The organism is Caulobacter sp. KR2-114, from assembly GCF_049446115.1.
GTDB lineage: Bacteria > Pseudomonadota > Alphaproteobacteria > Caulobacterales > Caulobacteraceae > Acaudatibacter.
Genome location: NZ_JBMSEC010000009.1, coordinates 167,216 through 189,463, shown reverse-complemented (window position 1 = coordinate 189,463; position 22,248 = coordinate 167,216). Strand labels below are relative to the sequence as shown.

Below are 22,248 nucleotides of genomic sequence, written 5' to 3'. Positions count from 1 at the left end.
CAGGGTCAGATGGACTCATCTGACCCTGAAGGGCTCCATTTCAAACATTTGGCGCATGTCCGGGCGGCGAAACCGGACCCACTTTCGCCTGACATGCTCGGGCGGGCCGCGCGCGCACCGGACCTGGCGTCCAGGGCCGGCTGATAGACCTGCACCACCGCCCAGCGGTCCTCGTACAGCCGGCGCCATCCGGGCGTGCGGTCGAGCAGCGGGATCAGGCCGGACCCCGGCGTCGTGATCGACCACACCACGCCGTAGCGCCGCAGCGTGGCCAGCGCCTGCGCCGGCGGATCGGCGGCCTCGGTGTCCAGCGCCAGGCGCACGAAGGTGTCGCCGTACATGTCGGCCCGGCCGTCCACGAACGGCCGCACGCCATTCAGGATCAGCCAGCCGCCGAAGCTGTAGCTGTTGAACACCGGCGCCCCGCGCAGGGCCGGCGGCACGTGCGCCAGGGCGGCCACCGGCGTCGTGCCGCTGTCGACCCGCCGGACGGGATGGCCCAGCCGCCAGGCGCCGATGGCGACGACCAGCGCCGCCGCCGCGCCCAGCGCCGCCCACGACCGGAAGGTCCAGGCGGATGCGCGGCCGGACGCCGGGGCCGCGCGCGCCGGCTCCAGCACGGCGCCCAGCGGCTGGGCCAGCAGCAGCGGCCCCGCCGCGGCCAGGATGATCTCCTGGCGCCCGTGCTGGAAGGTCATGAACAGCAGCAGCAGCAGCAGCGACAGCCGTTCCCAGCCGAACCGCACGCCGCGGTAGAGGCAGACGAACAGCGCCAGGAACAGCGCCATCACCAGCGGCGAGATGTGCGCCAGGTCCGTCGGCTTCCACTCGCCGATGTCCTGCAGCACCCCCAGCCGCATCACCTGCAGCGGCAGCAGGACGTCGTCCACGCCGTTGGGATTGATCAGCGCCGCCAGCCCGGCCAGGCCCAGGAACAGGCCCCAGCCCAGCAACGCCCGCGGGCGCGCCGGCCCGGCCAGCCGCCAGGCCTCGATGGCGAAGGGAACCGTGAAGACCAGGCCGAACACATAGCTGCCGTGCAGGTTGGCCCACAGGGTCATGAGCGGCGCCAGCCACAGCGGCGGCGGCCGTCCGGCGCGCCGGGCCTCGACCATCTGCGCCGTCCACAGCACCAGCAGCGGCAGCGCCAGCATGTGCGGCCGGGCCAGCAGGTGAACGCGCAGGATCGCGAAGGCCAGCCCGACGCAGGCGATCACCGACAGCACGCCCAGCATGCGGCGCAGCGTCCGCGCCATCAGCGCCATGGCGGCGCCGGCGCACGCGCCCACCAGCAGCTGCACGGCGGACCAGCCGCCCGCCGCCTGAACCGCCGCCAGGACGACCTCGGACAGCCACTCGTGCGCCACCCAGCGCCGCCCCGGGACGGTGAACGAGAACGGGTCGACCGTGGGAACCGCGCGATGCGCCAGGATCCAGCGACCGGTGGCGATGTGCCAGTTGGTGTCGCCGTCGGCGAAGGTGATGCTGTCGAAGCATACAACGACTATGACGATCGTCGCCAGAAAACACAGCGCGCCTAGCTCAGAAGCTTGACCTAATGGAGCATCACCTCGGCCCTGCCACATCGCGTTGCTGTTCACTTCCCATGGCCTCAGAATGTTGTCTTAGCTGTCGAGGCGGATTGGGGCCGCATAGGTATTAGTCGACCGCCGGGGAGGAGGTGCCCCCTATAGCGAACCTCCCTTCCACTCTGTTTGTCGCGATAGACGCCTACCCACCCATGTGGCGCCACCATGTCCGTGAGTGAGCCCCAAGGGGACATCAAATAAAGATCTCGGCCCACGCCCGCGGAAATAGCGGATACAAAAACTGCAAGGGCAAGCACTATGACTGTCCACCCTTCCGGCTTCCGCTGTACAGCTTCGCCAATTCCAAGTGCCGCCAAGAAGAATATTATGGGATAGAACTCCATTCGATATCTGAAAGTGCAAGCAATTGCTCCCAGCATAAGAAGAGCTGGGACCACCAATCCACCCGCTACAGCAACTGCAGCGACATTTCGATCGACAATAGACAGACGAACCGTTCGCGCTACGCCGAAGATAGCCAACATAATCGTTGCCGAGTCGCTCAATAAGATTGAGCTTGGCGGAAGTTCGACAATATCGAACATTCTAACCTGGAATTCCTGAAATATGAGCGTTCCACTGTGATCCCGGAATTGCCACACCGGGAAGAAGTAATACTGCAGGGCAAAAGGCACTCGCCTGAGATTGAACTCGCCAAGTGTATTCAACCTAACCAATCGATCGGGAAACGCCGCCACAGCCTCGAATTGCAGTCTCAGGGGTATGAATGTGAAGGCGTTGCCCCATCTCTGGTAGTTCACCCACAGGCAAGCACCCACAAGCCCCGACAAGAGAACGCCCGCAGGCAACAATCGCCGCGCCTCCAAGCGGGGAGGCACTCTGCCGGCCACCCCCAACAACCGGACGCTCGCAAGAAAAATAAATGCCACACACAAGCCAAGTCCGAAGTCGAATTTGCAATTGAGTCCGAGTCCAGCAAGCAACGCCATCCCGGCGTAGCGCTTCATACTCGCCTCTTCAGATAATATGACCCTCATAGCTATGTTGACAAAAGACATTGACACAGCATCCGCCCAGGAGGCTACCTCCTGATATATACTCGGCTTTAGAAATTGAATACTTTGTCCTGACGCAGCCACTGCCAGCAGTATTAGCACAGAGAACGCCGCGGATGCTTGGGCGTTACGCACGCACCGAAGCCCGTAAGACGCCGCGTCAACGCGCATTACAAGCGAAACGCAAGCAGCAACAGCGGTCGACAACGATGTGACATCTATCGTTTTTATGCCACCAATCACCAGCAAAGGCGCACGAATTATGGCACAAAACATCCCGAAATATGCGTAGTATTTTCCATCTCGAAAAAATGCCTCATTTGTAATTGATTCTAAAGATACATCATACCTCCCAATGGATAAGTTGTACATCATATTGTTAAATACGTAGCCGTTTGCCACGTGATAGAACATTCCAGGCGTCCTGTGCATTAGAAATAGGATCGCGGAACAGCCAAATATCGAAATATAGACAGACCACCTAGTAGCCTTGTTGCTGCGCGCAGCTGCAAAATCTAGCACTCTTGAAGCCCTTCTTAGTGGTGCAGCCTTGACTCATCCGCTTCCCGAACGGGCGCGAGAAGAGAACTCACCCTTCCGTTAGGGGGAAATCAACCTGTTTTGGGCACATCTGCAGGAGTGTCGACCTCAAGCGATTCACCAACGCTGCAGATTGTCAGACTCGCCAAGACCTTCGCCGGCGGGCGGGGGGTCGCGGACGTGTCCCTGACGGTCGCGCCTGGCGCGATCACCGGCTTCATCGGCGTCAACGGCGCCGGCAAGAGCACTACCCTGCGCTGCGTCCTGGGGCTGCTGCGGCCCGACGCCGGGGACATCCGCCTGTTCGGGCGGCCCGCCGATGCGGCCGGCCGGCGGCGGGTGGGCTTCCTGCCGGAGGAGCGGGGGCTGTTCCCGCGCGAGCGGGCCCGCGACGTCATCGCCTTCCACGCCCGGCTGAAGGGCGTCGCCCGGCGCGAGGCGCTGGCGCGCGCGGACCGGCTGCTGGAACGGATCGGCCTGGGCGGGCGCCAGTCGGCCCGCATCGAGAGTCTGAGCAAGGGCAATGCCCAGCGCGTGCAGATCCTCTGCGCCCTGGCGCACCAGCCGGACCTGCTGATCCTGGACGAGCCGCTGTCCGGCCTGGACCCCATCGCCCAGGGCGAGGTGCTGAGCCTGTTCGCGGAATACCGCGCCACCGGCGGCTCGATCCTGTTCTCCACCCATTCCATGGCCGCCGCCGAAAGCCTGTGCGACCAGGTGGTGGTGCTGGCCGGCGGGCGCACCGTCTTCGAAGGCCCGGTCGCCGAGGCGGGCGGGCAGGCGCCGCATGGCGCGGTGGTGGTCACCGCCGACGAAGCGGGCCTGCTGGCCGCCGCGGCGGCCGTGGGCGGAACCGCCTCGCCGCTCGCCGCCGGCGAGGGCCAGGCGCGGATCGGCGAGGCCGGTCGCTGGCGCGTGGTCCTGCCGCGCGAGGTGACCCATCCGGCGCTGATGCGGGCCCTGGCCGAGCACGGCGTGGCGATCTTCGCCTTCGAACCGATCAAGCCGGACCTCGAGGGCGCGTTCTGGGCGCTGGCCGGCGGCCCGCCGGCGCGGGCGGAGCCGGCCGGCGCGAGGCGGGCCGCGTGACGCCCCCGGCCCTGCTGATCGCCGAGCGCGAGTTCCGCGCCTACGCGTCGACCCTGAGCTTCTGGGTCGCCCTGGCCATCGGCCCCCTGGCCATGGCCGGCGCGCTGGGCGTCGCCGCCCTGTCGGCCCGGGCCGCCCAGCCGGCGGCGATCGCGGTGGCCGCCCCCGACGCCGGCCTGCGAGCGGCGGGCGAGCGCGCCCTCATCGAGGCCGCGGTCCTGGACCATGTGGCGATCGAGATCGCGCGCCGACCCGGCGCCGGCACGCCCCGGCTGGTGATCGAGGCCGACGGCGACGGCCCGGCGCGAGCGCGCTTCGAGGGCGCCTCGCCGCTGACGCCGGCCGCCCAGGTCGCCGCAGCCCGCACCGTCGAGCGCGACGTCGCGCTCGCGCGGCTGGGCCTCTCGCCGCCCCCGACCCCGCACGCCCGACCATCGGCGCCGCCGTCGCCCGCCGCCGCGGGCGGCGCCTCGCGCTTCGCCCTGGTGATGATGCTGTGGCTGACCCTCACCGGCTCGCTGGGCATGCTGCTGCAGGCGGTGGTGCGCGAGCGGGCCAACCGCGCCCTGGAGAGCCTGCTGGCCGCGGCCGGCCCCTGGGACATCGTGCTCGGCAAGCTGGTGGGTGTGGGCGCCGTGTCGCTGCTGGTGCTGGCGGCCTGGCTCGGATCCGCTGCGGGCCTGGCGCCCCTGGCGCCGAGCGCGGGCGGCCTGGCTGGCGACCTGCTGCGCGGCCTTGCCGATCCGGCCACCCTGGTCCGCGCGGGCCTGATCTATCTGCTGGGCTTCGCCTTCTATGGCCTGGTCACCGTCGGGGTCGGCGCGCGGGCGCGCGACAGCGCCGCGGCGCAGAACCTGTCGCGTCCGATGTTCGCGGTGCTGCTGGCGGCCTTCTTCGCCGCCATGGCCGCCGCCGGCGGGACGCCGGGCCTGGCCTGGATGACCTTTACCCCGCCGTTCACGCCGTTCATGCTGCTGCTGCAGCCGCCGGGCCAGCTCCCGGTCGCGGCGGAAGTCGGCGCCCTGGGGCTGCTGGCCCTTTCCGCCGCCGCGGCCGGCGGCTGGGCGACCCGCGGCCTGCGCATCGGCGCGGAGGCAAGAGGGCCGGTTTCCGGACTATTCGCCAGCCGCGCCAGATCGTCGCGGCGCCTGCAGGCAGGCTGTTGAGACCAATCCAAATATCACCAATTTGAGTAAGGTCATCCTATACCGAAATTGGCGGAGGGGTCCACACGTGTCAGGCGAGTCTCCAAGACCCCGCCTGGCGGCGGTCGGATGCGCTGCGCCGGGGCCAATACAATTCTCTGTGTAAAGCTTCACCGTCATCGCCAGACCAACACCGTTAAGGCGCGCCGGGGCGAACCACATCAGTTCTCCGCCACCACCGATGTTCACTTGAGAGAACAACGCTTCGCGTCGCCCAACTCGTGGTTTGCACCGTAGGTCGGCGCACTTGTTCGACCATTGCCCGGCAATTGGGCGCCGTAAGTCTTTCCACAACGCAAAAGTTAACCTGTTAAGAGAGGTTAATATATCTCTTGCCGGGCGAAACGACGCCGAAACAAGTCCGCTCAACAGACCTGAAACCCCCTCAAAAAAGGGGGGAAAAGTCCGGCTTGCGACTCATCCCGCTTGTCGAATGCTTGGCGTTAACCATTGATTAGGGTTTACATTTCGGTAGGAACATGGTTCTTCGAATTCGGGTTTGAAGTCGGGGGGCTTCCGAGCACCCGCCCATTTTCCGCCCCCGGGTTCGCGTCGTCGGAGCCGGGTCAGCACCACTCGAAAGGATTTGTTCCATGACCAAGTTCGTGTCCTTCCTGAAGGAAGAAAACGGCGCTTCGGCTGCCGAATACGCCCTGATCCTCGCCATCGTTGGCGCCGGCATCGCCGCCGCCGCGCTGGCCCTGGGCACGTCGATCAGCACCGCGCTGAACACAGCCGGCACCTGCATCACGTCGAAGGGGTCGAACTGCTAATGAGCAAGATCATCTCATTTCTGAACGATGAGAGCGGAGCTTCGGCCGCGGAGTACGCCCTCATCCTCGCCATCGTCGGCGCCGGCATTGCTACGGCCGCCCTGGCGCTTGGCACCTCCATCAGCAAGGCCATGAACACGGCCGGCACCTGCATGACCTCGAAGGGATCGAGCTGCTAATGACCAAGATTATCTCCTACCTCAACGACGAGAGCGGGGCTTCGGCCGCTGAATACGCTCTGATCCTCGCCATCGTCGGCGCCGGCATCGCCGCCGCGGCCCTGGCCCTAGGCACGTCGATCAGCAAGGCCATGAACACGGCCGGCACCTGCATCACCAACAAGGGCGTGGGCTGCTGACACAAGGGGCGGTCTGGCGCAGGTGCGTCAGGCCGCCCTTGCTCTTCCAGTTTTTGGTAAACGTAAGCCTTTGATAACCACGTTCTCCGACAATAGTATTCTGGTCCAACCGACCGAGCTGGCGGATTATCAAGATGAATCTACGCACGATCGCCACGCTCGCCGTCGCCATTCTTCTGGGCTTGATTGCCGTGGGCCTGGTCCGCGGCTTTTTGATGAAGTCTGATCCCAATCAATCAGCCTCAGGCGGTAAAGCCGGTCCTGGGGTATTCGTGGTTGTGGCTACTGCGCCGATCGCCCGCGGGGCGCCTGTGGACCCCAAGTTCATCAAGCTGGTGACCTATCCCGCCGATTCCGTGCCGGACGGCGCCTTCCACTCCATCACCGAGGCCTCCACGGGCGGACGCATCGCCCTGCGTTCGTTCGTACCCGGCGAGCCGATCCTGACGCCGAACGTCAGCGGCCCCGGTGGTAAGCTGACCCTGTCGGCGGCGATGACGCCGGGCATGCGCGCCGTGGCGATCCGCGCCAGCGACACCAGCGCCGTCGGCGGCTTCGTCCTGCCGGGCGACCGGGTGGACGTCCTGGTCACCCGCACGGTGGGCGGCGGCGAAGAGGCCAACACCGTCACCCAGGTGCTGGCCGAGAACGTCCGGGTGCTGGGGGTGGACCAGTCCGACAACGACGAACAGAACAAGCCGGTGGTCGCCAAGGCGATCACCATCGAGGTGACGCCCGACCAGGCGGCGACGCTGAACCTGGCGCAGTCGGTGGGCACGGTGTCCCTGACCCTGCGCCACGTCTCCGACTCGGCCGGCCTGGCCAGCAAGGCGACCACGGTCGCCGACCTGGGCTTCGCCCCGCGCCGCCATGCCGAACCCGCGCCGGCCGGCGCGGCCCCGGCCGCCCGGCCGGCCGGGGCCGCCGGTCCGGTCCGCCCGACGCTGCGGCCGAACGAAGTCGAAGTGCATGTGACCCGCGGGGTCGAGACCAACGGCTACGCCGTGGCGCGATACTGAAGCGGGTGGGGGGAACGATGCGTATGTCCAATCGTGGATGGGCCGCCCGCCTGGCGGCCACGGCCCTGGTCCTGACCGGGGCCATGGCGATTCTGGCGCCCGGCCTTGCCGTGGCCCAGGACGAGGCCCCGACCGCGACCTATGAGGTGGTGGTGGGGGCCGGCAAGTCGCAGGTGATCCAGCTGCCGACCGCCTATTCGGACGTGATGATCGCCGATCCCAAGATCGCCGACATCCTGCCGCTGAACACCCACTCGGTGTACGTGGTCGGCAAGACCCTGGGGGCCACGGCCCTGACCATCTACGGCCCGGGCAAGCGGCTGATCGCCGCCGTCAACGTCGTGGTCTCGCCCGATCTGGAAAGCTTCAAGGCCCGCCTGCACGAGGTCCTGCCCGGCGAGCGCGACGTCGCCGCGCGGGCGGCGAACCAGTCGATCATCCTCTCCGGCACGGCCTCCAGCCCCGCCGTGATGGGCCAGATCGCCACCCTGGCCGACACCTACGCGCCCGGCAAGGTGGTGAACATGATGTCGGTGGAGGGGGTGCAGCAGGTCAACCTGACCGTCCGCTTCGTGGAGATGGAGCGCACCACCTCCAAGAACCTGCGGCTCAACGTCCAGGGGGCCACCGGTCCACTGGACGCCGCCGGCCATCACGAATTCACCCTGACCACCGGCGATACCCTGGTGGCCAACGCCGGCAAGCTGGTGAACAGCTTCGGCGCCGCGGGCCTGGGCTTCACCGGGGCCGCCGGCGACCTGAACATCCTGTTCGACGCCCTGGAGCAGAAGGGGCTGATCAAGACCCTGGCCGAGCCGAACCTGACGGCCATGTCGGGCGACACCGCCAACTTCCTGGCCGGCGGCGAATTCCCCATTCCGATCGCCTCGACCTCGGCGACCGGCAGCGGCGGGGCGCCGACCATCACCGTGGAGTTCAAGCAGTTCGGCATCGGCCTGGCGTTCACCCCGACCATCCTCAAGGATGGGCTGATCAACATGGTGGTGAACCCGGAGGTCTCGGCCATCGACCCGACGACCTCGGTCAACACCGGCATCGTGTCGGTTCCCGGCCTGAAGGTCCGCCGGGCGCACACCACGGTGGAGCTGCGCGACGGCGAGAGCTTCACCATCGCCGGCCTGCTGAAGGACGACTACCAGAACAGCATCAGCCAGTTCCCGTTCGCCGGCGACCTGCCGATCCTCGGCGCCCTGTTCCGCTCCACCGGCTACCAGCACGACCAGACCGAGCTGGTGATCGTGGTCACCCCGCATCTGGTGACGCCGCGCCGGGCCTACGCCGCCGCGCCGAGCGACCACTTCGTGCCGCCGTCCGACTTCGAGCTGTTCCTGATGGGCCAGCAGCGCGGATCGGGCGCGGTCATCGCCCCCGAGGACCGCGTGCTGATGCAGGCCGATCCCACCAAGGGCGGCATCGACGGGCCGCACGGCCATGTCCTCTACTAGGAGCCGGCGCATGACCCGCAACATCACCCGCGCCGCCCTGGCCGCCACCACCGCCCTGCTGCTGGCCGGCTGCACCGAGACGCATCTGCGCCTGTCGCCGGACTTCGGCGAGGCGGTGCATCAGAACCAGGTGGCCCAGACCGCCGATCCCGACGCCCACTATGAGGGCGTCCCCGCCCCCGGCTCCAGCGGCGCGCGCGCGGCCGCGGCCAACGGCCGCTACAACCGCGATCAGGTGATCCCGCCGGCGTCGGCGTCGACGTCGACGGTGTCGATCGGCGGCGGCGCCAGCTCCAGCCCTGCGTCGCCGACGCCGTGACCGCATGAGATCGCGCCGCCACGCCAGACCGCTCCGTGCCCGGCCTGCCGCAAAAGGCGGCGCCGCCGGTGACTCTGGCCGCGGGATTGCACGTACAAACCGGAGATGTGCCAGGGTGGCCTCCGGCCGCCGTAACTGGTCTTTGGCCTGGCTTGTGGAGTGTGAGTCGTGATCGAGGCGCCCAAGAAACTGCGGTTCCTGGCGGCGGTGACCGGGGGGCAGGACGAGTCGAACCTGGACCGCGTCGCCGTGGTGGACGCCGCCGTGGGCGGGCCCGACCGCATGGCCTCGCTCGCCGCCCTGTTTCCGCACGTGCAGTTCGACTCCGTGGGCGAGACCTGGCCCGACCGCACCGACCCGCGGGTGAAGGTGCTGATCGCGCCGGTGCGCGCCCTCTCCGCCACCGAGGTCGACGCCGCCTGCGCCCGGCTGAAGACCGGCCCGCGGACGGTGATCGTGCTGTCCGACGCCGATGTGATGACCACCCGGCGGCTGCTGCGCGAAGGCGCCGCGGACGTGCTGACCACGCCGGTCAGCGAGCCGTCGATGGCCGTCTGTCTGGAACGCCTGCTGGCCGAGACCCGCGTCGACACCGGCGGCGGCGGCCGCGTGGGCGAGGTGGTGACCTTCCTCAAGGCCGGCGGCGGGGTGGGCGCCACGGCCCTGGCCACCCAGCTGGCCGCCGTGCTCGCGAGCCGGGTCACCGGCCGCCTGGCGCTGGCCGACCTGGACGTGCAGTTCGGCGCGGCGGCCATGTACCTGGACATGCCCGAGGCGATCAGCCTGAGCGACTTCCTGGGCCCGCACGCCGCGGCCCTGGACGAGACGCCCTTCGCCACGGTGCTCAGCCAGCATCGGTCCAAGGCCCAGGTGCTGGCCGCGCCGCGCGAGCTGACGCCCCTGGAGGGCGTGACCCCAGCCCAGGTCGACACCCTGATCGGCGCCCTGCGGCGCGACTTCGCCCTGACCCTGGTGGACCTGCCGTCGGTGTGGACCGCCTGGACCAACCGGGTGCTGAACCTGTCCGACCGCATCGTGCTGGTGACCCAGCTTTCGGTGCCGCACGTCAATCTGGTGAAGCGCCAGCTGCGGGTGCTGGCCGCCCAGGGTCTGGACCAGGTTCCCCTGGTGCTGGTGTGCAACGCCCTGTCCTCGGACCAGCAGGCCAGCCTGCCGCTGAAGGCCGCAGAGAAGGCGCTGGGCCGCAACTTCGACGTGGTGCTGCCGGAGGACCGCCGGCTGATGAACGCCGCCATCAACCAGGGCGTGGAGCTGTCGGCCATCAAGCGGGGCGCGAAGCTGGAAAAGGCCATTGCCGAACTGTCCGAGCGGGTCGGGGCCGGGGTGCTGTCACCGGTCTCCGACCGCCGGCTGAGGTGGTAGGGCGATGCTCTGGAAAGGCGACGACGCGGCCGCCCAGGCACAAGGCGCGAACGCCATCGAGGGCGCGATCGACCTTCGGGTGCGCATCCATCAGCGGCTGATCGAGATCCTGAACCTCAGTGTGCTCGACCGCGCTACGCGCGAGCAGCTGCGCGGTGAGATCCGCGGCCCGGTGCACAATCTGCTGACCGAGGAGAAGCGCTTCCTCACGCCGGCGCAGATGGACCAGCTGATCGACGACGTGCTGGACGAGCTGCTGGGCCTGGGCCCCCTCGAGCCGCTGCTCAAGGACCCGACGATCACCGACATCCTGATCAACACCCACAGCAGCGTCTATGTGGAGCGGCGCGGCAAGCTGGAGCACACCAGCGTCCGGTTCCAGGACACCCGTCACCTGATCCGCATCATCAACAAGATCGTCGCCGCCGTGGGCCGCCGGGTCGACGAGTCCCAGCCGATGGTGGACGCCCGCCTGGCCGACGGCAGCCGGGTGAACGCCATCATCCCGCCGCTGGCGGTGGACGGCCCGCTGGTGTCGATCCGCAAGTTCTCGGCCACGCCGATCCACATGGCCCGGCTGATCGAGCTGGGCTCGATCACCACCGAGATGGCCCAGGTGCTGCAGGCCGTGGTCAAGGCGCGCCGCAACGTGCTGATCTCCGGCGGCACCGGCTCGGGCAAGACCACCCTGCTGAACGCCCTGTCGGCCTATGTCGACCCGCTGGAACGCATCGTCACCATCGAGGACTCCGCGGAACTGCAACTGCAGCAGCCGCACGTCGGCCGCCTGGAGACCCGGCCGCCGAACCTGGAAGGCAAGGGCGAGATCGCCCAGCGCGACCTGGTGCGCAACGCCCTGCGGATGCGGCCCGACCGCATCATCGTCGGCGAGGTGCGCGCCGGCGAGGCGTTCGACATGCTGCAGGCGATGAATACCGGCCACGACGGCTCGATGACCACCGTGCACGCCAACACCCCGCGCGACGCCCTGTCGCGCATCGAACAGATGATCGGCATGGCCGGGCTGGACATCGCGCCCCGCTCGGTGCGCAACCAGATCGCCTCGGCCATCCACGTGGTGGTGCAGGTCGAGCGCCTGGACGACGGCAAGCGCAAGGTCACCTCGGTCGCCGAGATCGTCGGCATGGAGGAGGACGTGATCTCCATGCAGGAGATCTTCAAGTTCCGCCGCCGCGGTCGGGGACCCGACGGCACGGTGCTGGGCGACCACGAGACCACCGGCGTGCGGCCCAAGTTCATGGAGACCCTGGCGTCGCGGGGGATCGAGCTGTCGTCCGCCATGTTCGCGCCCGGCCGGAAGTCGGCCTGACATGTCGCAGTTGCTACTCCCGCTGATCTACGTCCTGGCCTTCGTGGCCGTGGTGCTGGCCGCGCAGGCGATCGCCAACCTGGTGTTCACCGCCAGCGACAGCACCAAGCGGGTCAACCGGCGCCTGACCATGCTGGAATCCGGCATGAAGCCGGACGAGGTCTATGCCGCCCTGGTGCGCCGCCAGGCGCCCCTGGCCCTGGGCGACGGCGCGATCGCCGGCTTCTACGACCGCCTGGCCCTGCGTCTGCGCCAGTCGGGCCTGGAGCTGACCATGCGCCAGGTGTTCATGATCGTCGGCGCCCTGGCCGGCGCGCTCTGGGTCCTCAGCCTGGCCCCCCTGTCCCAGGCCAAGGGCGCCTTCGCCCTGAACGCCCTGGTGGCGATGGCCGGCGCGGCCCTGGTGGCTTGGCTGCTGGTGTGGCTGTACATCGAGCGCCGGCGTGGCCAGCGGCTGAAGAAGATCGAGGAGCAGCTGCCGCTGGCCCTGGACATCGTCAACCGGGCGATCCGCGCCGGCCACCCGGTGGTGTCGGCAGTGCAGCTGGCGGCCACCGAGCTGGGCGACCCCGTGGGGTCGGAGTTCGGCCTGATCGTCGACGAGACCACCTATGGCCTGGAGTTCCGCGACGCCCTGGTGAGCTTCGCCCGCCGCACCGGATCGCAGGACGCCCACTTCTTCGCCGTCAGCGTCGGCATCCAGTCGGAGACCGGCGGCAACCTGGCCGAAATCCTGGAAGGCCTGGCCGGCGTGATCCGCGGGCGCATGGCGCTGGGCCAGAAGGTCAAGGCCCTGGCCAGCGAGGGCAAGGCCTCCGCCGCGATCCTCAGCGCCCTGCCGATCTTCCTGATCGGCATGCTCGCGCTGTTCCAGCCACACTTCTACACGGACAAGTTCTCCGATCCGGTATTCTGGCCGGTCGTGGGCGGGGTTATCGTCGTCTATGGCATAGGCCAGCTGCTGATCTACCGGATCGTCAATTTCAAATACTAGGGCGCCATGACCTCTCCGCTGAACATCTTCATCGAGATCGTCACCTTCGCCCTGGTGGTCGCCGGGTCCCTGGCTCTGCTGCGCAACGTCGAAGGGCGGCTGGACGTCCGCCGCCGCCTGAGCCAGGAGGCGCACGCGCCCACGGCCGCGCCCGCCGCCGGCGGCCTGATCCGCGGCCGGGACGTCAGCAACCCGTTCCTCCGATGGGTCCAGAGTTCCTCGTCGCTCAGCGACAACAAGGACCGCGCCAAGCTGCGGCGCGAACTGGCCCTGGCCGGCTTCGATCATCCCGCCGCGCCGGTGTGGTACGTGATCTCCCGGTTCGGCCTGGCCATCGGCCTGCCGTTCGCCTTCCTGCTGGCCCAGAAGCTGTCGGCCAAGCCGATGACCGGCATCGGCCTGATCTTCGGCGCCCTGATCCTGTGCGCCATCGGCCTGATCGCGCCGCGGATGTTCGTCGACAATCGCGCCAACGCCCGCAAGGAGGCGCTGGAGATGGAGTTCCCCGACGCCCTGGACCTGATGGTGGTGTGCATCGAGGCCGGCCTTGGCCTGGAGGCCGCCTTCGTCCGCGTCGGCACGGAAACCGTCGAATCCCACCCGCTGATCGCTGCCGAGCTCAACAAGGTGTCCGAAGAGCTGCGCGCCGGCCGCAGCCGCGCAGACGCCCTGCGCGCCATGGCCGACCGGGTGACCGTCGATGCGGTGCGCTCGTTCGTCGCCCTGCTGATCCAGACCGACACCCTGGGCACCAGCATCGGCCAGACCCTGAAATCCTACGCCATCGAGATGCGCCAGGCCCGGTTCATGCGCGCCGAGGAAAAGGCCATGCGCATCCCGGTGCTGATGACCGTGCCCCTGGTCGCCTGCATCCTGCCGGTGATCATGGTCTCGCTGCTGCTGCCGCCGATCCTGGACGTCACGCGGACCCTGATCCCCGCGCTGTCGCACCAGCACCATTGAGGCGCCTCGCCATGCCCTTCCCGTCCCGCCTGCTGTCCGCCACGGCCCTGCTGCTGGGCCTTTCGGCCTGCGCCAGCTTTCCGCCGCGGCTGCATACCGCCCGGCTGAAGGTCAAGGCGCTGCCCCTGGCCGAGCAGGTGATTTCCCCGCAGCAGCGCGCCAACGCCTACTACCAGGACGCCCGCAGCGCGATCGAACGGCGGGAGTACGCCGCGGCGCTGCAGCTGCTGCAGGCGGCGCGCGACGCCAAGGGCGACGACGTGCGGGTGCTGAACGGCTTCGGCGTGGTGTACGACAAGCTGGGCCGCTTCGACCTGTCCGCCCGCTACTACGCCGAGGCCCAGGCGCTGGACCCCGCCTCGCCGGTGGTGGCCAACAACATCGCCTACTCCGCCTGGCTGCAGGGCCGCCCGACTCTGGCGGTGGCCACGCCGGCCCTGGCCGCCATGGCGCCGGAGCCGGTGCTGGCGACCCCGCCGCATCCGGCGCCGCCGCCGCCGGCGCTCGCCGCCGCCGCGCCCCCTGCCCCGCCGACGCCAGCGCCGTCGGCGAAGCTGGCTGACGCCGCGGCCGATCCGACCGTCGGCCGCGTGGTCTACGAGAGCCCGGGCGTGGTGCGGCTGGTGTTGCCCTCGCAGCCGGCCACGACCACCCTGGCGCTGGCGCCCGGCCACACCGGCCGCGCCCTGGTGGTGGTCAACGCCTCGGGCCGCAGCGGGGCGGCCGAGCCGGTGCGCCTGCAGCTGGTCAGCCTGGGCTGGACGGCGCCCGAGGTGGCGGCCACCTCCGCGGCGGCGCAGGATCGCTCGACCATCCGCTATCCCGTCCGCGACGAGGTGGCGGCCAGGGCCCTGGCGCGCACCCTGCCGATGAAGCCCACCCTGGTGGCCTGCGCCGACGGTTGCCAGGACATCCGCCTCTTCGTGGGCCGCGACGCCGTCGGACAGCGACCGGCCAAGCCGGCGAAGCGGCGGAGCTAGACAATGAAGCCGATCACCGCCCTGCTGACGCTTGGCCTCGCCCTCGGCGCCCTGGCTGCGGCCATGCCCGCGCAGGCGTCGATCTTCGGGCGCAAGCCCGCCGCGACGGCGGACGGCCACGCCGCCAGCGCGGCCGTGGACAAGGCGGTGGCCCAGATCCAGAAGGCGCTGGACGAGCAGCGCTTGATGGACGCCGCCCGGGGCCTCGACCAGGCGTCGCTGGCCGGGCTGAAGGATCCGCGGCTGTCCCTGCTGGCCGGCGACCTCAGCCTGGCGCGCGGCCAGCCGGATCTGGCCCTCGACCAGTACAAGCAGGCGGAGAAGGACGCGGGCGCGCGCGGCCACGCGCTGCAGGGCGAGGGCATCGTGCTGTCGTCCACGGGCCACAGCGAAGAGGCCCTCCAGGTGCTGCAGAAGGCGGTGACGGAAGACCCCACCGCCTGGCGGGCCTGGAACGCCCTGGGCGCCGAATACGACGAGCGGCGGGACTGGACCGACGCCGAGACCGCCTACGACCACGCCCTGTCCAATTCCGACGGCGCCGCCATCGTGATGAACAATCGCGGCTATTCGCGCCTGCTGCAGAACCGCCTGGACGAGGCGGTGGCCGACTTCGTGGAGGCGCTGCGCAAGAAGCCGGACCTGGCGGCGGCGCGCAACAACATCCGCCTGGCGATGGCCATGCGCGGCCAGTACGACCGGGCCCTGGCCGGCGGCGCGCCCGAGGACAAGGCCGCCCTGCTGAACAACGCCGGCTTCGCGGCCATCCTGCGCGGCGACTACGCCAAGGCGCAGGACCTGCTGGACCAGGCGATGAAGGCGCGCGGGGAATACTACGCCCGCGCCTCGGCCAACCTCGACGTGGCGCGGGACCTGACGGCGCGCGCGCCCTCGGCCGCCGCCTCGCCCGCCCCTGCCCCCGCTTCGGACACCCATGAACATCCCTGACGCGATCGAGATCGCCGTCGCCGTCGCCGTCACCGCCGCCCTGGTCTGGGCCTCGGTGACCGACGTGCGCCAGCGGCGCATTCCCAACCTGTGCGTGGCGATCCTGCTGGCGCTGTTCGTCGCCTGGAGCGTCGCCGCCCTGGGAGCGCATCTGATCTCCGGCCTCGAGGCCGGCGCCATCGCCCTGGTCCTCACGGTGGCGCTGTGGGCCGGCGGCGTGTTCGGCGCGGGGGATTCCAAGCTGTTCGCCGCGGTCGCCCTGTTCATGGGGCTGGGCTACCTGCCCTATTTCGCCGTCGCCACGGCCCTGGCCGGCGGCGGGCTGGCGGTGATCAGCCTGGCCAGGAACCCCACCCGCGCCCTGGCGATCTTCACCCTGCGCGGCAAGGGCGATTCCGGACCCGGCGTGCCCTATGGCGTGGCCATCGGCATGGGCGGCGCCCTGGTGCTGTGGGCCATGCTCACCGGCTGGCTGCTGCCCTACGGCTATGGCCAGCCGCCCCGTCCGACGGTCCACAACATCGAGCGCAGCCTGGCCGGCGGGCATCCCTGGGGGGTGTGAGCGCCGTCAGGCGATCGCGGGGGCCGTTGCGCCGGCCGCCGCCGTCCCGGCCAGGTCACTGCGCGCCCGGACCAGCACCAGCACGAACATCCCCAGCGCCGCGGCGAAGCCCGCCGGCAGCAGGGTGTAGTGCGCCACGGCCCTGGCGAACAGCGGCGTGGCGTAGATGACGAACAGCAAGCTGCGCTCGTACGGCCGAAAGCCGGTGTCCCAGGCGTAGCTGGCATAGAGCGCCAGGGCCGGGGCCAGGATCATGAAATCGTAGTCCAGGCAGTAGGGCGTGCCGATCAGGCAGGCGGCCATCAGCCCCGCCCCCTTCAGCCGCAGGTCGGCGGACGAGCGCCACAGCAGCGCCACGCCGACCGCGCCGAACGCCGTCACCACGCCCTGGGCGCCATAGGCGAGCGGGATCGACCCGCCCCACATGCGCACCGCCGCGAAGGCGCTCATCACCTTGTAGAAGCCAGCCCCGCCCTGTTCGAGCACCACGTTGCGGGTGAAGGCCGTGTTGGCCGCGAAGGCGCGCCAGATGTCGACGCCGAACGCCGCGGTGGTGACCGCGGTCAGCAGCACGACCGTCAGCGCCGCAGAAGCGAAGCTGCGCCAGCGGCCCGACGCCGCCAGGGCGATGGGGATGAACAGGCCGAACTGCGGCTTGTAGGCCAGCAGGCCGAACAGCACCCCCGCCAGCCATGGCCGCCCGGGCAGCAGCACCAGCGCCCCGCCGATCAGCGCCGCCGACAGGAAGCCGTTGTGGCCGTGGGTCAGGTTGATGAACACCGCCGGATAGGCCAGCGCCAGCAGCAGGGCCATGGGCTCGCGGCGGATCGCGCGCATGCCGGCCAGATACAGCGGCAGGGTCGCCCCCTGCCACACCGCCAGCGCCAGCGCATAGGGCATCCACGCCAGGGCGACCGCGATCAGCAGGAAGAACGGCGGATAGTGCCAGCCGTAGAACGGGATGTCGGCCCGGTGGAAGGTCGCCTGCTGCATGGCGTGGTGCAGGACCGGGTTGTAGATTTCCGTCGGCCGCCCCAGCAGCGCCAGCCGTCCGGCGGTCCACACGTCCGAGAAGTCGGTGCCCAGCGGCCGGCCGGCGTAGTCGACGTTGCCGCGCGTGGTGACCACCAGGGCGATGATGGCCAGGAGGTGCGCGCCGATCAGGATCAGGGCATAGCCCCGCATCCGCTCGCGCGTCAGCCAGCTTCCGCTGCGCAGCCCTTCGATCAGCCCCTTCACGCCGCCGTCCCCCGCCTCCAGGCGCCCGCGCCTAGCGCGCGTTCGCCGCCTGGCTGAGCGCCGCCATCACCTGGTCCTTGGGACCGTCGGCCAGGATGCGGCCGCCGTCCATCACGATCAGCCGGTCGACCAGGGCCAGCATGGCGTGACGGTGGGTGGAAACGATCAGCGTCTGCTCGGGCGCCATGGCCTTGCCCAGGCGCTCGATGAACAGGGCCTCGCTCTGGGTGTCCATGGCCCCGGTCGGCTCGTCGAGGAACAGCATCCGGCTGGGCGCCACCAGGGCCCGGGCCAGGGCCATGAAGCTGCGCTGGCCGCCGGACAGGCGCGAGCCGCGCTCCCCGACCGGCAGGTCGAAGCCGGTGGACTCCCGCGACAGGAAGACGTCCGCCCCGGCGTTGGCCACGGCGGCCAGCAGGGTCTGGTCGTCGGCGTCCGCCGCCGCCAGCATCAGGTTGTCGCGCACCGTACCGCTGAACAGCTCGGCTTCCTGGCCGACATAGCGGAACGCCTTGCGCATCTCGTGCGGATGGTGCTGGCCGCTGTCCAGGCCGTCGATCACCAGCGCCCCGTCGGTGGGGGCGTGCAGGCCGCACAGCACCCGGCCCAGGGTCGACTTGCCAGAGGCCACGCGGCCGATCAGGCCGATGCGCTCGCCCGGCTCGATGCGCAGGGTGATGTCGCTGAGGTTGTCGACCGATGCTTCGGGATAGCGGAAGCACAGGCCGCGCAGCTCCAGCACCCCGCGCTCGATGGTCGGGGTGACGCTGCGCACGTTCTCCAGCCGCTCGTCGGGCGCCGCCATCACCCGGTCCAGGGATTCCAGGGTCAGGAAGGCCTGGCGGCCGCGGGTCATCAGGAAGGCCAGCTGGCCCACCGGCGCCAGGGCCCGGCCAGCGACCATGACGATGGCGATGATCGCGCCCATGGAGATCTTGCCGGCGTCGAACAGGTAGAAGCCGCCCACCACCAGGCCGATGCTGATGCCCTGCTGGCACAGACCCGCCAGGTTCACCGCCACCGCCGACAGCTTGCGCAGCTGCTCCTGGGTGGCCGCCGACATGTCGGCGTAGCGGCGCCAGCGGCCGAGCATGCGGCCTTCGCCGCGCACCGCCTTGATGGTTTCCAGCCCGGAGATGGTCTCCACCAGGGTGGCGTGCTGCAGCGAGGAGTCGGCCTGGGCGTCGCGCAGGGCCGAGGTCATGTTGCGCTGCAGGCTGAAGCCGGCGGCGATCATCACCCCGATGCCGATCAGCGGCACCAGGACCAGCGGTCCGCCCAGCACCAGGATCAGGCCCAGGAACAGGAACACGAACACCATGTCGACCAGCAGCACGATGGTGGTCGAGCCGAAGAAGTCGCGCACGCTCTCGAACTCGGAGATGCGCTTGGCGAAGGCGCCGGTGTTGCCGGTGCGGGCCGAGAGCGGGGTGTTGACCACCTTCTCGAACAGTCGCTGCGACAGCCGCGCGTCGATGTCGCGGCCCACCTCGTCGACCAGCTGGGCGCGGGCATAGCGCAGCAGGAACTCGAAGCCGAAGGCGAACACCACGCCGATGGCCAGCACCCACAGGCTCGCCTCGGCCTTGTTGGGGATGATCCGGTCATAGACGTTCATGGTGAACAGCGGCATGGCGAAGCCCAGCAGGTTCACCGCCACCGCCGACAGGGCGACGAAGCCGAAGCTGCCGCGCGCCTTGTAGAGTTCGCTCCAGAACCAGTGGTCGCGCGCGCGGCGCACCATGTCGCCGCCATAGCCCCGCTCGCGCGAGGGGTCGGCCGAGACCACCAGCGCCCGCCCGGTGTAGTCCCCGGCCAGGGCGGTCAGCGCCTGCCAGGTCTCGACGCCGGTGCGGGGTTCATAGACCCGGCCCTGCCCCTCCCGGACCTCCAGCAGCAGCACCGCCCCGCGTTCGCCCATCTCCAGCACGGCCGGCGTGTGGCGCTTGTCCAGCCGGCGCAGGGGCACGGGCATCAGGTGGCTGCGGAAGCCCACACGCTCCAGGGCCGACTCCGCCTGGTGGAACGGCAGGCGGCCCCGCTCGTCGAGGGCGAGGCCGGCCAGCAGGGTCACCGACGAGGCGGGCCGATCGTAGAGCGTGGCCAGCCGCTGCAGGCAGGACAGCACGGGATCGGCGGACGCCTGCGTGGAGGCGCCGCCCCCGGCGGCGCCGGGGAGCGCCGGCGGTCCATCCAGGTCGAGGGGGTGGTTCAGGTCGACGGCACTCAGGGCGAACCCTCCACAAGCGTACTGGCGGCCGGTGTCTGGACGCCAGACACCGGCAAGGGGCCTTGGCCCATCACATCGAACTTATCGATGTGATCGTTTCCAATCGTTTAGGGCAAGACCTTGATGGAATAGCCATCATCAGTCCTGCCCCGCCCCCTTCTAGTCGACGTGATGCCGGGACATGGTCTCGGCCGGCGGGGTCGCCGCCACGCCGAAACGGTCGCGCGCATCGGCCTTGGCGTCCGAGGGCCGGCTGACCCCCAGCACGTCCAGCAGCTGGCCGGTGGCGGCCAGCACCTTGTACTCGGCGAACAGCTCGGCGAAGCGGGCCGTCTCGCGTTGGACCTGGGCGTTGTAGCGGGTGTTCTGGGCGTCCAGCACATCGAGCAGCGAGCGGCGGCCGACGCGGAACTGTTCGCGGTACGAGTTGACCAGATCGTCGGAGACCTTGGCCTGGGTTTCCACCTGGCCCAGCAGGACGGCCTGCTGTTCGCGGCGGTTCCAGGCCTGCTGCACGTCGGTGTCGACCTCGCGCATCACCTGCAGAAGCCGGTAGCGCTCCTCGCTGGCGCGGCGCACCTGCTCCTGCACGTTGGCCTGGTTGATACCGCCGCTGAACACGTTCCAGCGCATCACCACGCGGCCCAGGACGTCGGTGGTCTGGTTCTCGAAGCCGTCGATGTCGTTGCCGGCCCGGCCGGTGAACTCCAGCGACACCTTCGGCCCGAGCGCCGACTTGGCCTGGCGGATCAGCGCCAGCGCCGCATCCACGTCCGCCTGGGCGATCTTGACCCGGGGGTTGTTGGTGCGGGCCAGGCCCACCGCGTCGGTCTGGTTGGCCGGCAGCTGCGCCGTGATCGGCGGCGGCAGGGTGGCGCTGTCCAGGGTCACCCCGGTGCGCGCCGAAAAGCCGATCATGGAATCCAGCAGGTCTTCCTGCGCCTCGGTCACTCGGGCGCGGGAGGCGTGCATGCGTTCCTCGGCCTGCTGCAGGTCAGCGACGCTGATCGAGCCCTGCTGCACCCCCTGGCGCAGGTCGGAGACCATCGCCGAGTGGAAGGCGACGTTGTCCTGGCCGATGGCCACCAGCCGCTGTTCCAGCAGGAAGTTCAGGTACTCCTTGACCACGTCGAGGGCGATGAACTCCGAGCGCTCCGACACGCGGGTGGCCGCGCCGTCGCTGCGGGCCGCCTGGCGATCCAGTTCGGAGCGCCGGTAGCCGGAGTCGAACAGCGTCTCGGACGCCGTCAGACCGACCTCGACCGGCTTGAGGGTGCGGTTGTCGATCCCCAGGATGCGGCGGGTGGGATTGTCCAGCCGCTCGATGCCGGCCGACGCCTCAAGGTCGGCGCGCGGCAGGTACAGGCCCTGGGCCTGCTTGCGCTCGAACTCGATCGCCTGCTTGTCCTGCACGGCGGTCTGGATCTCGGGGTTGGAGGACACGGCCGCCTGGACCGCATCCTTCAGTTCGACGGCCATCGCCGACGGCGCGAACGCCGCGACCAGGGCAAGGGCGCTGGGCGCGAGATAGGCCCAGCGGAGCTTGTTCCGGAAAGTCATTTTGCGCCTCTTGATGATCATTGGCCGCCGACGGAGATCTCGACGCGGCGGTTGAGCGGTTCCTTGACCCCGTCCGCGGTCTGCACCGCCGGGCTGGTCTTGCCCTTGCCTTCGACGACGATCTGCTGGGCCGGCACGCCCTGGGCGGCCAGCATGTCGGCGATGTTGTGCGCCCGCCGCTCGGAGAGCGCCTGGTTGTAGCCGAGGCTGCCCGACAGGTCGGTGTGGCCGACCACGTGCAGGCCGCTCCAGCCGCAGGACTTCATGCCCTCGATGGCCTGGGCGACGATCGGGCCGGCCTCCGCCGGGGGCTGGTCGACGTCGAAGCCGAAGTAGACCTTCAGCGGCATCGGCGTGGAGCACACCGGCGCGGCCGCGGGCTGCGGCGGCGGGGGCGGCTCGGCCGGCGGCGGGGGCGGCGGCGCGGGGGCGGCCAGCATCCGCTGGTAGGCCGCATCGCAGATGTCGATGCTGGATTCATCCACCTGGCCGCTCTTGAAGAAGCCGATGGCGATGCCGCAGGCGACCTTGGCGTCCTGGGCGTCGTGGAAGCGCGGATCGGCGGCCTTCACGATCTCCGGCGCCGTGGTCATCTTGACCGCAGCGTCGAAGCGTTTCTCGACCTCCGCCCGCATCTCGCCCTGGGAACCGAGGCTCAGGATCGGCGATTTCGGCGCCCCCTGCG

21 protein-coding genes are annotated in these 22,248 nt (G+C 69.5%); 15 read left to right on the top strand and 6 right to left on the bottom strand.

All coding sequences use genetic code 11. The features are described from left to right. Positions 1-5 precede the first annotated feature (5 nt). Both ACO2Q3_RS25635 and ACO2Q3_RS25630 read right to left on the bottom strand, forming a co-directional pair. On the bottom strand, positions 6-1,601 hold the full coding sequence (locus tag ACO2Q3_RS25635; RefSeq protein WP_423311925.1) for a hypothetical protein: 1,596 nt from the start codon (positions 1,599-1,601) through the stop codon (positions 6-8). Positions 1,602-1,612: 11 nt separating this feature from the next. Then, a complete protein-coding gene (locus tag ACO2Q3_RS25630; protein WP_423311923.1) occupies positions 1,613-3,019 on the bottom strand; it encodes a hypothetical protein in 1,407 nt (468 codons plus the stop codon). Positions 3,020-3,325: 306 nt separating this feature from the next. Here ACO2Q3_RS25630 and ACO2Q3_RS25625 point away from each other — a divergent pair, with 306 nt between their 5' ends. The 15 genes from ACO2Q3_RS25625 to ACO2Q3_RS25555 all read left to right on the top strand — a co-directional run bounded on the left by ACO2Q3_RS25625 (position 3,326) and on the right by ACO2Q3_RS25555 (position 16,534). Continuing rightward, complete coding sequence (locus tag ACO2Q3_RS25625) at positions 3,326-4,234, top strand: ABC transporter ATP-binding protein (protein WP_423311921.1); 909 nt, start codon at positions 3,326-3,328, stop codon at positions 4,232-4,234. Next, a complete protein-coding gene (locus ACO2Q3_RS25620; RefSeq protein WP_423311919.1) occupies positions 4,231-5,400 on the top strand; it encodes an ABC transporter permease in 1,170 nt (389 codons plus the stop codon). Before ACO2Q3_RS25625 ends, ACO2Q3_RS25620 begins: the two co-directional genes overlap by 4 nt. A gap of 632 nt (positions 5,401-6,032) precedes the next feature. Beyond that, on the top strand, positions 6,033-6,212 hold the full coding sequence (locus tag ACO2Q3_RS25615) for a Flp family type IVb pilin (RefSeq protein ID WP_423311918.1): 180 nt from the start codon (positions 6,033-6,035) through the stop codon (positions 6,210-6,212). Beyond that, positions 6,212-6,391: a Flp family type IVb pilin gene (locus ACO2Q3_RS25610; RefSeq protein ID WP_423311916.1), complete on the top strand. Its 180-nt coding sequence runs from the start codon at positions 6,212-6,214 to the stop codon at positions 6,389-6,391. Before ACO2Q3_RS25615 ends, ACO2Q3_RS25610 begins: the two co-directional genes overlap by 1 nt. Further along, a complete protein-coding gene (locus ACO2Q3_RS25605) occupies positions 6,391-6,570 on the top strand; it encodes a Flp family type IVb pilin (RefSeq protein ID WP_423311914.1) in 180 nt (59 codons plus the stop codon). Before ACO2Q3_RS25610 ends, ACO2Q3_RS25605 begins: the two co-directional genes overlap by 1 nt. Positions 6,571-6,704: 134 nt before the next feature. Beyond that, a complete protein-coding gene (cpaB, locus tag ACO2Q3_RS25600; protein ID WP_423311912.1) occupies positions 6,705-7,589 on the top strand; it encodes a Flp pilus assembly protein CpaB in 885 nt (294 codons plus the stop codon). Positions 7,590-7,612: 23 nt separating this feature from the next. Further along, positions 7,613-9,055 carry a type II and III secretion system protein family protein gene (locus ACO2Q3_RS25595; RefSeq protein ID WP_423311910.1) on the top strand — a complete coding sequence of 481 codons (1,443 nt, stop codon included), beginning with the start codon at positions 7,613-7,615 and terminating at the stop codon, positions 9,053-9,055. Positions 9,056-9,065: 10 nt separating this feature from the next. After that, complete coding sequence (locus ACO2Q3_RS25590; RefSeq protein WP_423311908.1) at positions 9,066-9,374, top strand: hypothetical protein; 309 nt, start codon at positions 9,066-9,068, stop codon at positions 9,372-9,374. Between the two features lie 168 nt (positions 9,375-9,542). Then, positions 9,543-10,757 (top strand): AAA family ATPase, encoded by a 1,215-nt coding sequence (locus ACO2Q3_RS25585; protein ID WP_423311906.1) that lies wholly within the window; start codon positions 9,543-9,545, stop codon positions 10,755-10,757. 4 nt (positions 10,758-10,761) lie between these two features. After that, positions 10,762-12,087, top strand: a complete 1,326-nt coding sequence (locus ACO2Q3_RS25580; protein WP_423311904.1) for a CpaF family protein — start codon at positions 10,762-10,764, stop codon at positions 12,085-12,087. Between the two features lies 1 nt (position 12,088). Beyond that, entirely contained in the window at positions 12,089-13,081 is a 993-nt protein-coding gene (locus ACO2Q3_RS25575) for a type II secretion system F family protein (RefSeq protein WP_423311902.1), read from the top strand. A gap of 6 nt (positions 13,082-13,087) precedes the next feature. Next, positions 13,088-14,044: a type II secretion system F family protein gene (locus ACO2Q3_RS25570; RefSeq protein WP_423311900.1), complete on the top strand. Its 957-nt coding sequence runs from the start codon at positions 13,088-13,090 to the stop codon at positions 14,042-14,044. Between the two features lie 11 nt (positions 14,045-14,055). Beyond that, on the top strand, positions 14,056-15,024 hold the full coding sequence (locus tag ACO2Q3_RS25565; protein WP_423311898.1) for a LytR C-terminal domain-containing protein: 969 nt from the start codon (positions 14,056-14,058) through the stop codon (positions 15,022-15,024). Positions 15,025-15,027: 3 nt separating this feature from the next. Then, positions 15,028-15,972: a tetratricopeptide repeat protein gene (locus ACO2Q3_RS25560; RefSeq protein WP_423311896.1), complete on the top strand. Its 945-nt coding sequence runs from the start codon at positions 15,028-15,030 to the stop codon at positions 15,970-15,972. Next, a complete protein-coding gene (locus tag ACO2Q3_RS25555; protein WP_423311894.1) occupies positions 15,959-16,534 on the top strand; it encodes an A24 family peptidase in 576 nt (191 codons plus the stop codon). The genes ACO2Q3_RS25560 and ACO2Q3_RS25555 overlap by 14 nt, the downstream gene beginning before the upstream one ends. Before the next feature lie 6 nt (positions 16,535-16,540). Here ACO2Q3_RS25555 and ACO2Q3_RS25550 read toward each other — a convergent pair whose 3' ends face one another. The 4 genes from ACO2Q3_RS25550 to ACO2Q3_RS25535 all read right to left on the bottom strand — a co-directional run bounded on the left by ACO2Q3_RS25550 (position 16,541) and on the right by ACO2Q3_RS25535 (position 22,156). Beyond that, positions 16,541-17,773 carry a glycosyltransferase family 87 protein gene (locus tag ACO2Q3_RS25550; RefSeq protein WP_423311892.1) on the bottom strand — a complete coding sequence of 411 codons (1,233 nt, stop codon included), beginning with the start codon at positions 17,771-17,773 and terminating at the stop codon, positions 16,541-16,543. A 31-nt stretch (positions 17,774-17,804) separates the two neighbouring features. Further along, positions 17,805-19,901, bottom strand: a complete 2,097-nt coding sequence (locus ACO2Q3_RS25545; protein WP_423311890.1) for a type I secretion system permease/ATPase — start codon at positions 19,899-19,901, stop codon at positions 17,805-17,807. A gap of 261 nt (positions 19,902-20,162) precedes the next feature. Next, the gene (locus ACO2Q3_RS25540) at positions 20,163-21,563 is read right to left on the bottom strand and encodes a TolC family protein (protein WP_423311888.1); all 1,401 of its coding nucleotides are present in this window, start codon (positions 21,561-21,563) and stop codon (positions 20,163-20,165) included. A gap of 17 nt (positions 21,564-21,580) precedes the next feature. Beyond that, positions 21,581-22,156, bottom strand: coding sequence for an OmpA family protein (locus tag ACO2Q3_RS25535; protein ID WP_423311886.1), 576 nt, complete (start codon positions 22,154-22,156; stop codon positions 21,581-21,583). Positions 22,157-22,248: the final 92 nt, after the last annotated feature.

What these genes read in the sequence shown, in the direction of transcription:
- ACO2Q3_RS25630 (WP_423311923.1), bottom strand. Translation starts at nt 3,019, where the DNA reads ATGTTCTATCACGTGGCAAACGGCTACGTATTTAACAATATGATGTAC.
- ACO2Q3_RS25615 (WP_423311918.1), top strand. Translation starts at nt 6,033, where the DNA reads ATGACCAAGTTCGTGTCCTTCCTGAAGGAAGAAAACGGCGCTTCGGCT.
- ACO2Q3_RS25610 (WP_423311916.1), top strand. Translation starts at nt 6,212, where the DNA reads ATGAGCAAGATCATCTCATTTCTGAACGATGAGAGCGGAGCTTCGGCC.
- ACO2Q3_RS25605 (WP_423311914.1), top strand. Translation starts at nt 6,391, where the DNA reads ATGACCAAGATTATCTCCTACCTCAACGACGAGAGCGGGGCTTCGGCC.
- cpaB (WP_423311912.1), top strand. Translation starts at nt 6,705, where the DNA reads ATGAATCTACGCACGATCGCCACGCTCGCCGTCGCCATTCTTCTGGGC.
- ACO2Q3_RS25595 (WP_423311910.1), top strand. Translation starts at nt 7,613, where the DNA reads ATGTCCAATCGTGGATGGGCCGCCCGCCTGGCGGCCACGGCCCTGGTC.
- ACO2Q3_RS25590 (WP_423311908.1), top strand. Translation starts at nt 9,066, where the DNA reads ATGACCCGCAACATCACCCGCGCCGCCCTGGCCGCCACCACCGCCCTG.
- ACO2Q3_RS25580 (WP_423311904.1), top strand. Translation starts at nt 10,762, where the DNA reads ATGCTCTGGAAAGGCGACGACGCGGCCGCCCAGGCACAAGGCGCGAAC.
- ACO2Q3_RS25575 (WP_423311902.1), top strand. Translation starts at nt 12,089, where the DNA reads ATGTCGCAGTTGCTACTCCCGCTGATCTACGTCCTGGCCTTCGTGGCC.
- ACO2Q3_RS25570 (WP_423311900.1), top strand. Translation starts at nt 13,088, where the DNA reads ATGACCTCTCCGCTGAACATCTTCATCGAGATCGTCACCTTCGCCCTG.
- ACO2Q3_RS25565 (WP_423311898.1), top strand. Translation starts at nt 14,056, where the DNA reads ATGCCCTTCCCGTCCCGCCTGCTGTCCGCCACGGCCCTGCTGCTGGGC.
- ACO2Q3_RS25560 (WP_423311896.1), top strand. Translation starts at nt 15,028, where the DNA reads ATGAAGCCGATCACCGCCCTGCTGACGCTTGGCCTCGCCCTCGGCGCC.
- ACO2Q3_RS25555 (WP_423311894.1), top strand. Translation starts at nt 15,959, where the DNA reads ATGAACATCCCTGACGCGATCGAGATCGCCGTCGCCGTCGCCGTCACC.
- ACO2Q3_RS25540 (WP_423311888.1), bottom strand. Translation starts at nt 21,563, where the DNA reads ATGACTTTCCGGAACAAGCTCCGCTGGGCCTATCTCGCGCCCAGCGCC.
- ACO2Q3_RS25535 (WP_423311886.1), bottom strand. Translation starts at nt 22,156, where the DNA reads ATGACCACGGCGCCGGAGATCGTGAAGGCCGCCGATCCGCGCTTCCAC.